The organism is Vibrio galatheae (assembly GCF_000967545.1).
GTDB lineage: Bacteria > Pseudomonadota > Gammaproteobacteria > Enterobacterales > Vibrionaceae > Vibrio > Vibrio galatheae.
This window is the reverse complement of the sequence record NZ_JXXV01000016.1, coordinates 402443-413787: the sequence shown is the minus strand read 5'-3', so window position 1 is coordinate 413787 and position 11345 is coordinate 402443. Positions and strand designations below refer to the sequence as shown.

Here is an 11345-nt window from a genome sequence, read left to right as displayed (position 1 = left end):
AAAAAAATAAGCCTAGACTATGGTTTGTGATCAAATACCACTTAATTGCAAATCTAACAATTACTTGAATTAACTAAGTTATAACAATTACGTAACGGAACTTACATGGTAGATATTGCTCAATTATTGACACCCATTTCTGAAGAGTCTCCTACAGGAAATTACCTCAAGCTTGATCGCTCGGCTTACCGTGCCTTACGTAACAGTTACAACACTGCGCAATCTTCTTTCCGTCAATTGATAGAGACTCCTGACGCTTCTAGCGATGAAGCTCTATTAGTTGCTAACGAGTCGAATTGGGCTGAGCTAAGTCGAAATACGCTAGAAGCGCTGACACAAGCCACCAAAGATTTAGAACTGCTTGGTTGGTATATTTCAAGCCAGTTGTTTACCTCTCAGCCATACCAAAACCTAGCTGATTCAACCCAAGTGTTAAAAGGCTTTATTGAAACTTTTTGGTCAGTGCTCCACCCTACCGTTCCTGACAACAAACTTAAAAGTGACGATGAGCAAGGTAAGCTAAAAGAGTTGGCTGATTTTCGCATTAAGCCACTATTGCAACTGGTTGGTGAGAGTAACGATTCGACGGCACTGTTTATGCCACTGCAACTGATTGGCTTAATCGGGGATGTGACATTTGGCGATTACTTACGCGCAGAACGCGCTGGTGAACTTGAACAACTCAAACAAAAAGCAATGCAACAGTTCAGCGCTGACGTTGAACAAACTGTTGTATTGTTATCAGAATCTTATCAAAACTTTTCTCAAGCTGAACTTGCTATAGCGAAAGAGTGTCAACAAGTCGGTGTGACTCCAATTAGCTTTCGCTTCGTCAAAGCCAATATCGCAGATTCGATTAACGCAATCCGTTTTCTATGCGAAGAGAAGTTTTCATTTTGGCCGTTAGATGAGCAGTACCAGCTACAAAAGGAAGACGCTGCCCTAAAGCAGGCGATGAGCGAAACCGCACAGCAAAGTAATCCTAACTCAGAGCCAGAGCAAATAACTCATTCAGAACCATTACCCGCAGCAACGCTGCCTCAAGTAGAGCAGCCTAGCCAAACACATACAGCGCAACATGTTGTTGCTGGTGCCGCACTGCAGGTAGGCACTGAACAGGTCGTAAACCGAGATCAGGCTTTCCAAGAACTCAGAAAAATATCCGAATTCTTTAAAAAAACGGAGCCACATAGCCCTGTTTCATTTTTGCTTGAGCGCGCGATTCGTTGGGGGTATATGAGCCTTCCAGAATTAATGCAGGAAATGACGGCGGGAAACAACGCTGTTATGCAACAAATTAATTTGTTGACTGGGATGGATAACCTAAGCCAACTCGATTTAGATGAGAAGAAAATCTCAAGCCCATCAATCATCAGTCACAGCGCAGTTGCAACCCAAGTTGCGACTGACTCAACTCATCAGACTTTTCCTGTAGAAAATGACAATCAGGACAAGGCCGATACTAATCAAACATTACAAACCGAAGCAAGCTCCACCGAATCATCAGGTTCTCTGAATGACTTTGAGTGGTAACCAAATGCAGATCAGCAAAGGAGAATAAAATGGCTTCTATTTTCATGAGAATCGATGGAACCAAACCTAAAGGTGCGGCAACAGTAGAAAAAATTGGTGGTAAAGATGGTTTCTTCGCTATCGATACCATCACTTGGAACGCAGTGCGCGGTGTCGGCATTGATGTTGGTAATGCGAATAACGCCGACCAAGGTATGGTTGCGCTTGGTGAAGTAAACATCACACGTGGCTGTGACGGTGCAACACCTCACCTAACGACTTTCCTTTACGCTCCGGGTGCAGAAGGCAAGACAGTTGAGATTGTTATGACTAAGCCTAACCGCGAAGGCTCAGGTGCCGATCCATATCTAATCCTAACCCTTAAGTCTGCTCGCATGGCTAGCTACAACATGTCTGCAACGGACGGCGCCCTTCCAAGTGAAGCATTTAGCCTAACCTATACGCAAATTTCTAAAGCGTACTACATCGAAGGTGAAGGCGGAAAAATCGAGAAAGGTCCTGAAGTGGGCTTCGACGCTACGACAGCTAAAGTGACGTCGACTGCAGCGTAATTGAATAAGGAGATCCACTGTGGCACTAAATTCCCAACACAAACGCGTAAGTAAGAACCGCGTAAGTATCACTTACGATGTGGAAACTAATGGCGCGGTAGAAACCAAAGAACTCCCATTTGTCGTTGGGGTAATTGGTGACTACTCTGGTCATAGACAAGACAAGGAAGACGTTGAAGACCGTACTTTCTACAACGTTGATAAAGATAACTTTGATACTGTCATGAAGCGTATCGGCCCTGAACTAAGTATGAAAGTAGACAATGTTCTGGCCGATGATGACAGTCAATTTGAAGCTAATCTTAAATTTAGCTCAATGAAAGACTTCACACCTGAAGCTATCGTTGAACAAGTGGAGCCGCTCAAGAAGCTGGTTGAAACACGCAACCAACTTAAGGTTCTACTTTCAAAAGCTGACCGCTCTCGTGATCTTGAGAAGCTACTTAAAGAAGTTCTTCAAAGCGCAGATACCATCAACGCGCTATCTGAAGAACTAGGTATCAATAAAGAAGGAGCTGAATAATGAGCACAGAAGCTGAAAATCAAGCCCAACCAGAAGCTGCCGAAGGTACTCTTAGTTTTCTTGACAGAGCAATCGAGGCGACCACTCAGACCCCGGCTGATACAACAAAAGAACTCTTCTCTGTTTTAGCAGAACAGGCACTTTCTGGCACGGTTACTTGGGACAAGAACCTCACTAAGACCATTGAAAATGCCATTTCAGAAATTGATAAGAAGCTTTCAAAACAGTTGTCGCAAGTGATGCAACAAAATGACTTCCAAAAGTTGGAAGGTTCATGGCGTGGACTACAAAAGTTGGTTAAAGAAAGTGAACTCGGTCGTGACCTAAAAATCAAAATGGTCGACTTCACGCAAGAAGAGCTTCTAGAGCAATTCGAAGATGCGCCAGCAATTGACCGTAGCCCTCTGTTCAATGCTGTATACCAAGGCGAATTCGGCACTGCTGGTGGTGAACCTTATGGTACCTTCATCGGTGACTATGAGTTCAGCGCTAAGGACGAAGACGTTGCCCTACTTCGTTATATGGGTGAAGTGGCTGCGGCATGTCACGCTCCATTTATTGCAGCGGCTAACGCACAAATGTTTGAGTTCAATGACTTCACGACATTTGATGAAGGTAAACCAGTAGCAGCGGGTTTTGATTCACCAGCATACGCGGCTTGGAACTCTTTCCGTGAAAGCGACGATGCGCGTTACGTAACACTCACCTTGCCTCGTACTATGGCGCGCTTGCCATACGGTGCAAAAGGTCTTGGCACTAATCTATTTGATTACGAAGAGCTAGGCACTGATATGGATGGTAATCCAAACCCAGCAAGTAATGACGAACTTGTTTGGTCTAACGCAGCATACGATCTGGGTCTGAAAATGACACAATCGTACACGGCGTCTGGTTGGTGTACCGCAATTCGTGGCCTAGACAATGGCGGCAAGGTAGAAAACCTACCTAACCTAACCTACAAGACTGAAGCTGGCGATCTCGTGCAACAATGCCCGACCGAAGTTAACTTAACCGACGAGCGCGAAAAAGAGTTGAGCGATCTCGGTTTCTTGCCTCTCGTTCACTACAAAAACTCAAACTACGGCGTGTTTATTGGTGGTCAAACGACTCAAAAACCAAAAACTTACACCGACCCAGATGCGACAGCAAACGCGGCGATTTCTGCACGTTTGCCTTACATCATGGCGAGTGGTCGTATCGCGCACTATCTCAAAGTTATGGGCCGTGACAAATTGGGTTCAAACCTTGAAGCTCCTGATATCCAACGTGAACTTCAACTATGGATTGACCAATACACCAACGCGGGTGCTATCGGCAATGAGCAGCGTGCGAAAACGCCTCTTGCAGAGTCTCGCATTGAAGTAGTAGAGCAACCAGGCCGCCCTGGTTCATACTCTGCTGTCGCTCACCTCCGCCCTTGGTTGCAACTTGAAGAACTGACCACCTCAGTTCGAATGGTCGCGAAAATCCCAGGCTAACTATAATAGTGGCCGGATACGTCCGGCCTATTTTCTCTATCGCAGGACATTATGAATTTGCATTTCGATTCACAATGGCAACGAAAGTTTTCCGAACTAGACAATAAAGACAACGATTTTTTGCAAGAGTCGCTTTCTCTGCTGTCTGAGATATCCCCTCAAGCGCTGACTAATAAAGGCACGCTGGTTGCGTTTATTACTCGAATAATCAGTGAGTTAGATGAGAAAATATCGCAACAAGTCGATGAAATTATTCATCATAAAGAGTTCGAAACCCTCCACAGTAGTTGGCTAGGTTTAGAAGGGCTAGCCAAGCTGCCAGTCAGCCGCCAACGTACCAAACTCAAGTTACTCAATATGGATTGGTCTGAGATATCGAACGATGTCAATCAGGCGTATACCATAAAAGGTTCAGAGCTCTACAATAAAATTGGCAACAAAGAGTTAAACACACTGGGCGGGCACCCTTTCGGCACGATTGTATTCACGCACAAAATCTCCCTTGATATGGATTTTGACGCTGATTACGACGATCTTTTCACTCTAGAGCTGTTAAGCAAGCTTGGAGAGTTGACCTTATGCCCTATGCTATTTTCTCCAGACGAACACTTTTTTGTTCAATCAAACGCAGACTGGCTATCTGACACTAAACGGATAGAAAAAATTCTCAACGGCGTCGATTTTAAGCCTTGGCAAACTCTACGACAAAAATCGTCATCTAAGTTTATTGGCTTAGTAATGCCTTCTATTCATATGCGCAATCGTTATAAAAACGCCAAAATGGGTTTCATTTACAATGAATCTGGAAAAGGGCTATGGGGTAACGCTGCCTTTGCTTTTGCATCGACCATCATGAGGGAACATCACAGGGTCAATTGGTTTGGTTTTTTAAAATCCCGCTGGAATGACAAAGCCCAAGGTGCGCTGGTCAATATTGAAAATCATGAAAGCCAGTTTCTCTCAGCGCCAGAAACAGATGTTGTCCTGTTCGGACAGATTTCAACCTTCTACGCGCAAAGCGGCTTTATACCGCTAAGCAAAAGCGCGCTCAGCGATAAATATTATTTTAATGGCAACAACTCCATTTGGCAGAATTCGGTCCAGACTGACAATGAAAAAGTGTTGACCCAAATACAAACAAGTCTGATGTCCTGCCGTATTGCTCACTACTTGAAAGTCCAAGTCCGTGAAATGATTGGTAGCTTTAACACTGCCGCTGAATGTGAACTGTTTCTAACTCATTGGATAGAAAAGTTTTCCAGCAACGTATCATTTGCGAACGAAGAAACGCTGTCAAAATTTCCACTCAGTTTCGCCAAAATCAGTGTGTTGGAGTCACCCCACCACAAGGGAAGTTTCTCTTGCACGCTACGCATTGTTCCTCAGTACCAGTATGACCACTTTACGGGTGAAGTCGTATTGACGACAGAATTGGATGAGGTGGCGTAATGAGTTTCTGGAAAACCTTCGTACAGCCTCACGAATTATCTGGCCCTAATGACGATATTGAAGACATCAAATACAACTTAACCAAGCTACTTGAGTCGGAGGCGTCTCTACTTGAGATCGATGATAGATTCATTGAACTCCAACGCTCAAATTTTCGCTTTGGTATCGAAGATGTACAACTGTTAAGTGCGAACTTGGACCAAGCTCAGTTGACGCTGCGTATCGAAAACTACATCAGATACTTTGAGCCAAGACTGAGCAACATTATGGTTGAACTGGCTGAGCGCAAGGATAACGAAAATGCCATTGCCTTTAACATTATTGCCAAAGCCAAGACCGCTCAAGGAGAAACCGAGTTGGTATTTGACTCCAAAATTTCATTAAACGATCTTAAGACCGTAATGACGGAGGATAGTTATGAGTGATCCGTTATTAAGGTATTTCGAACAAGAATTAACACTTGTCAGACGTGCACTGGGCCAGTTTGGTCATCAACACTCAACTCACGCTGAACGCCTTAATATTCATCAGGGACAAATTGAAGACCCTAGCCTTACTCGCTTGCTAGATGGGGTAGCTTTACTTAATGCAACCGTTGAGAAAAAACTATCCGATCAGTTGCCAGAAGTCATCGAAGGTTTACTTGGCGTTCTATACCCTAGCTACATCCAAACTGTTCCAAGTGTCGCCTATCTTCAATTAGAGGACAGCGCCGATCTCTCCGAATCAGTGATCTTGCCCAAAGGCTCTCAATTTTCTGCCAATGCACAGGGCCATAGTTGTACTTTTACAACCGTTGATGAGCTGAAAACGACCTCGTTCCAACTCGTCGATACCTCAGCATCCAGCGCACCATTTAAATTTAATCGGCCATCTGGAACTGAGCAAACGACAGCGGTTATTCAACTGCAGTTTTCAACCAATGATCCAGCGGTATTCTTTTCATCCGTTGATTGCGAAGACTTAGATTTTTTTGTTCAAGGTTTTGAAAACAATGCAGACTCTTTAGTGGAGTTGTTATTGGCGGAAACACAAGCCATTTCCATCTCTGATAGCAAATGCGAAAAGCACGTCGTTCTCGACCCTGAACGTTTAAAAAGCCGTATCAGTGATAGTCAGTTTCAATTTCTGCCTCAAAAAGGCAATCAATTCGCTGGCTATCAAATGCTTAGCGAATTTTTCTTCTTTAAAGAAAAACGTCAGTTCTTCCGCTTAAAAGAGTTTGGCAACGCCATTAAGCAATTTGACACATCGAACATAGTGCTAAATTTATTTATGCACAGTTTACCGACTGAATTTATGCGTTTGTTCGACAATCACGTCTTTAAGTTGAATATTGTTCCTGCAATTAATTTGTTCGAGCAAACAGGCGAGCCTACCACATACGATCAGCGTAGCTTAACATTGCCTGTCAATGCAGATGCACACAACGGTAGCGATGTAGAAATTGTCGAAGTTCAAGAGGTGTTTGAAATCACGTCAATGGGTGAAAGAGCACTCACCCCTTTATTTAGAGACACATATCGTTCCAATTCAAGCGCTGACCACTGGCAATCTCTGCGTGGTAGCGACAATGAATTTCTGCTTGCTATTAGCTTAAACAACCAACAAGACCTTGAATTTAACAAGCTTTATGGCACTCGCTTACTGTGTACCAACGGCAAACGTGCTTGTGCGATTCAAGGCGAGTTTGAGTGTTTAGAGAGCATTGATTTACCCGGTGCATTTAGCGCAATTTATCCGCCATCAGCGCCGATTTCTCGTGAGAAAGATCCACACTTACACTGGCAGTTTATCGCCTTGCTCAATGCTAATTTTGTCTCTTTACTGCATGCGGAACAGCCGGAAGAAGCGTTAAAGAGAATGCTTCGTTTGTGTAGTCGGAGTCAGATTTCATCGGACGAAATCCAAGCGATTAGAAACGTAAGTTTACGTTCGCAAGTCTCTGCGTTGCGAATTCTAGGTCAAAATGTCTTTTCACCGGGCACAGAAATCGAAATTACGCTCGATACCACAAGCGGATTCTTAGCTTTCAGCGATGTACTCAATCGTTTTTTCCAGCAATTCTGTAGCTTCGATCGCTATATTCAGCTGTCAATTAAGGTCTACGGCCGCGACGGCTATGCAAAACGTTATCCAAAAATGCACGGTAGCCAGAGCGCTCTTTAGGGTTAGGAATTAACAAATGAATGTCGTACACGACCTAACCCACAATGCACAGAAGTATGATTTCGCTCAAGCGATTCGTATGCTTTCACATTTTGTGGCCTCCTCTCCTGAACGTATTCGGCTGGTCCTTAAAGCGGAGGTCATGCCGACCGGAGACGCGAGTGAAGTGCAGTATTTCTCGCTCAAAAATAATAACGCTAAGCTGCGATTGGCCAAACAAGCGCTCTCCGGCGTAAAGGGAGTCATTCCGTTCTACATTTATGAAGAACTTCTTGCAGCGTTGCATGACGATGACCATGCACTCAAAGATTTTTTAGATGTGTTTAATCAGCGCTATTTCGAGCTTGTCGCACAACTAGAAGTCGCCCCATGGCTAATCGTGCAAAATGAACTTCACCCAGACAAAACAAGCCTGCTGAACAACATTGCGGCACTAGAAGAGCGACACAAGAATTTTTTCCAATATTCTTTTCTGTTGAGTCAAAACAGTCGCAACTTAGCCAGCCTACAGCAGATATTAAATGACTACTTCCCGTTCGACATTGAAGTGTCAACCAAACAACAAGAGCGTCGCCAACTGCCGATGGACTCCTTAACCAAGCTCGGCGCCAAGCGCAATTTTAACAGCCGCATTGGTCAAGGATTTTTACTCGGCAAAACGTGCATGATCCACTTTAGCCATATTGTTGTGTCCATAAAGCCAGCAAATGAACAAGATCTGCTCGACATCCAAAGCGATCGAATGTTAGCGCGCAGCATGCGCGAACTTATTCAGCACTACCTGCGTGATCACACGCCCGTTTCTATTTACCTTAAAGTTAAGCGCGAGTACTTATCTCGCCCAACCCTTTCCAGCAATAAATCTCGTGCCGCCAAACTCGGAGAAGTCGACTGCCTTGCTCCAGAGCGAAAGCCGCACAAAATGATAAGTATCTTGCTCAAATAATGGGAAATAATACGTAGCTTCGTTGTTTTGATGCTTCGAAATACAAGGAAAAATGTATGACACAAGTAACACTGACCAATTTAGTCGCCAAGCTGTCTTCTGAGCTTAAACAAGCGCTTGAAGTCTCTGCAGGCGCTGCCATGAATCAAGGCGTTCCTTCAATCGAGATTGAGCACTGGCTATTGCAGCTAATTTCTCAGCAAGATGCGAACTTGAGCAACCTAATCCAGACACAAAAATTATCTCAAGAAAACCTTGTCAATGAATTGTCGTCCAAGATTGCCCGCCTGCCCAAAGGCAATGAAGGTCAGCCAACGTTAAGTCACGGACTTACGGAACTAATCAAAGATGCGTGGATGATTGCCTCTGTCAATTTTGGTCACGGCGAAGTGATAAGCTTACATTTAGTACAAGCGCTATTGCAGCAAAACGTACTCGGAGTGAACACGCTACAGCTTGAAAGCTTGCAATCCGTATCTCTCGAATCTTTGCAAGGTTTGATCAACAAAACCGCCGTTGCGCGTAACAAAACATCGTCTGTGGAAGGTGGTATTGCGTCAGGTCAGCCAACCGCTAATGATGCTTTAAGTAAATACACGATCAACCTAACTCAGCAAGCACTTGACGGTAAAATTGACCCTATTTCAGGGCGAAATGCGGAAGTACGCAAAGCGATAGATATTCTGTGTAGAAAACGTCAGAACAACCCGATTATGGTTGGTGAACCAGGTGTCGGTAAAACAGCCGTTGTCGAAGGTCTTGCACTTAGAATTGCAGCCGATGAAGTACCTGGTGCACTTCAAGGCGTACAAATTCACTCGTTGGATCTGGGCTTACTGCAAGCTGGCGCCAGTGTTAAAGGTGAGTTTGAGAACCGCTTAAAAGATGTCATCAACGAAGTAAAAAATAGCGAAGTGCCGATCATCGTATTTATTGATGAGGCGCACACCCTTATCGGTGCTGGCGGTGCGGCTGGTCAAAATGATGCTGCAAACCTGCTAAAACCTGCCTTAGCGCGTGGTGAGTTCAAAACAATCGCAGCAACAACATGGGCAGAGTACAAAAAATATTTCGAAAAAGACCCAGCGCTCACACGCCGTTTCCAAGTTGTGTCAATCGAAGAACCAAACGCAGAAGATGCTAAGCAGATGTTGCGTGGCGTTGCCGCTTCATTGCAAAAACACCACGGTGCCTTTATTGCCGAAACGGCTATTGATGCCGCTGTGAATTTATCCATTCGTTACCTACCAAGTCGCCAACTTCCTGATAAGGCGATCAGCTTACTTGATACCGCCAGTGCGAGAATCGCACTTACGCAAGGCGCTAAGCCAGAGATCATCGAATCGTTAGAACAGACCATACGCTACCAAAACAACGAGAAAGCGGCGCTTGAAAAAGAAAATGCCCTGTTTGGTATTGCGGAAGATGAAATCAAGCAAATAACCGATGAAATTCGCGCCAATGAAGTCGAGCTGGAATCTCTTAACGTACGTTGGCAGAAAGAAATTGAGTTGGTCGATCAAATCAAATCATTGCAAGAAGAGATCAGCAATGCGGAAGGTCCAGCTAGCCAAGACTTGAGCAAACAAAAAGCACTTAATGAGACTCTAGATCAGTTGCATGCATTACAGGGGGATCACCCACTGGTGAATGCCATGGTCGATGACAACACCATTGCACAGATCATCGCTAACTGGACGGGAATCCCAGTCGGCAACATGATGAGTGATGAAATCGTCCGCCTGCTCTCGTTAGAAGAAGAACTCGATAAACGCGTAATCGGTCAAGACGTTGCCAAGCAAGAGCTGGCAAAAGCGATCCGTATTTCTCGCGCAGGATTAACCGACAGCCGCAAACCGATCGGCGTCTTTCTCATGTGTGGACCGAGTGGTGTTGGTAAGACTGAAACGGCTATGGCGCTCGCAGAGCAGCTATACGGTGGAAGCAATGATCTCACCGTCATTAACATGACCGAATTTAAAGAAGAGCATAAGATCTCTATGCTACTTGGTTCGCCAGCGGGATACGTAGGGTTTGGCGAAGGCGGTGTGTTGACAGAAGCAATCCGTCGCAACCCCTATTCTGTGCTGTTATTAGACGAGATGGAAAAGGCGCACCCAGGCGTGCACGATCTGTTCTATCAAATCTTTGACAAAGGCCATATCAAAGATAGTGAAGGTCGTACCGTAGACTTTAAAAATACCATTATCATCATGACGTCAAACGCCGCTGATCAAGCGATTTGTGATGCTTGTGAAGATCGTGAACAACGTATGACCAACGAAGAGCTTTTGGAGAGTATCCGCCCAGACCTGCAGCATTACTTCAAGCCAGCATTTTTGGGACGAACCACAATTGTGCCTTACTACCCATTGAATGATGGCGAGCTCGCTAAAATTACTGAGATCTCACTCAATCGAATTAAAAAGAAACTGGCTGAACAGTACCAAGCCAGCTTCACTTGGGACCAAGGTTTTGTTGATTTCGTGGTCAATAAAAATACCGACCCAACGACCGGAGGTCGTGCTGTCGAGCAAATCATCAACCGTTCTCTAATGCCTAAGCTTGCTGAAGAGTGCATTAGTCGTTTAAGCCAACAGCAACCGATCACACAGGTTTCGGTTGTCGCTGCGACGGATCCAAGCGGCTTTGAGTTAACAATCCAATAAGTCGTTATTGCCAAGGAAAGCAGTAAG

9 protein-coding genes are annotated in these 11345 nt (G+C 44.8%); all 9 read left to right on the top strand.

Translation table 11 applies throughout. The features are described 5' to 3' along the window. Positions 1–105 precede the first annotated feature (105 nt). The 9 genes from TW81_RS10530 to tssH are packed head-to-tail and all read left to right on the top strand — an operon-like array spanning position 106 to position 11318. Positions 106–1533, top strand: a complete 1428-nt coding sequence (locus tag TW81_RS10530; protein ID WP_045955655.1) for a type VI secretion system protein TssA — start codon at positions 106–108, stop codon at positions 1531–1533. 29 nt (positions 1534–1562) lie between these two features. Further along, positions 1563–2084 (top strand): Hcp family type VI secretion system effector, encoded by a 522-nt coding sequence (locus TW81_RS10525; RefSeq protein ID WP_045955654.1) that lies wholly within the window; start codon positions 1563–1565, stop codon positions 2082–2084. 19 nt (positions 2085–2103) lie between these two features. Continuing rightward, positions 2104–2607 (top strand): type VI secretion system contractile sheath small subunit, encoded by a 504-nt coding sequence (gene tssB, locus TW81_RS10520; RefSeq protein WP_045955653.1) that lies wholly within the window; start codon positions 2104–2106, stop codon positions 2605–2607. Continuing rightward, a complete protein-coding gene (tssC, locus tag TW81_RS10515; protein WP_045955652.1) occupies positions 2607–4085 on the top strand; it encodes a type VI secretion system contractile sheath large subunit in 1479 nt (492 codons plus the stop codon). Before tssB ends, tssC begins: the two co-directional genes overlap by 1 nt. A gap of 51 nt (positions 4086–4136) precedes the next feature. Next, positions 4137–5534 (top strand): type VI secretion system contractile sheath domain-containing protein, encoded by a 1398-nt coding sequence (locus TW81_RS10510; RefSeq protein ID WP_045955651.1) that lies wholly within the window; start codon positions 4137–4139, stop codon positions 5532–5534. Then, entirely contained in the window at positions 5534–5959 is a 426-nt protein-coding gene (locus TW81_RS10505) for a GPW/gp25 family protein (RefSeq protein ID WP_045955650.1), read from the top strand. Before TW81_RS10510 ends, TW81_RS10505 begins: the two co-directional genes overlap by 1 nt. After that, positions 5952–7703 (top strand): type VI secretion system baseplate subunit TssF, encoded by a 1752-nt coding sequence (gene tssF / locus TW81_RS10500; protein ID WP_045955649.1) that lies wholly within the window; start codon positions 5952–5954, stop codon positions 7701–7703. Before TW81_RS10505 ends, tssF begins: the two co-directional genes overlap by 8 nt. Before the next feature lie 16 nt (positions 7704–7719). After that, entirely contained in the window at positions 7720–8649 is a 930-nt protein-coding gene (locus TW81_RS10495) for a type VI secretion system baseplate subunit TssG (RefSeq protein ID WP_045955648.1), read from the top strand. A 56-nt stretch (positions 8650–8705) separates the two neighbouring features. Further along, positions 8706–11318 (top strand): type VI secretion system ATPase TssH, encoded by a 2613-nt coding sequence (gene tssH, locus TW81_RS10490; RefSeq protein WP_045955647.1) that lies wholly within the window; start codon positions 8706–8708, stop codon positions 11316–11318. Positions 11319–11345 lie beyond the last annotated feature (27 nt).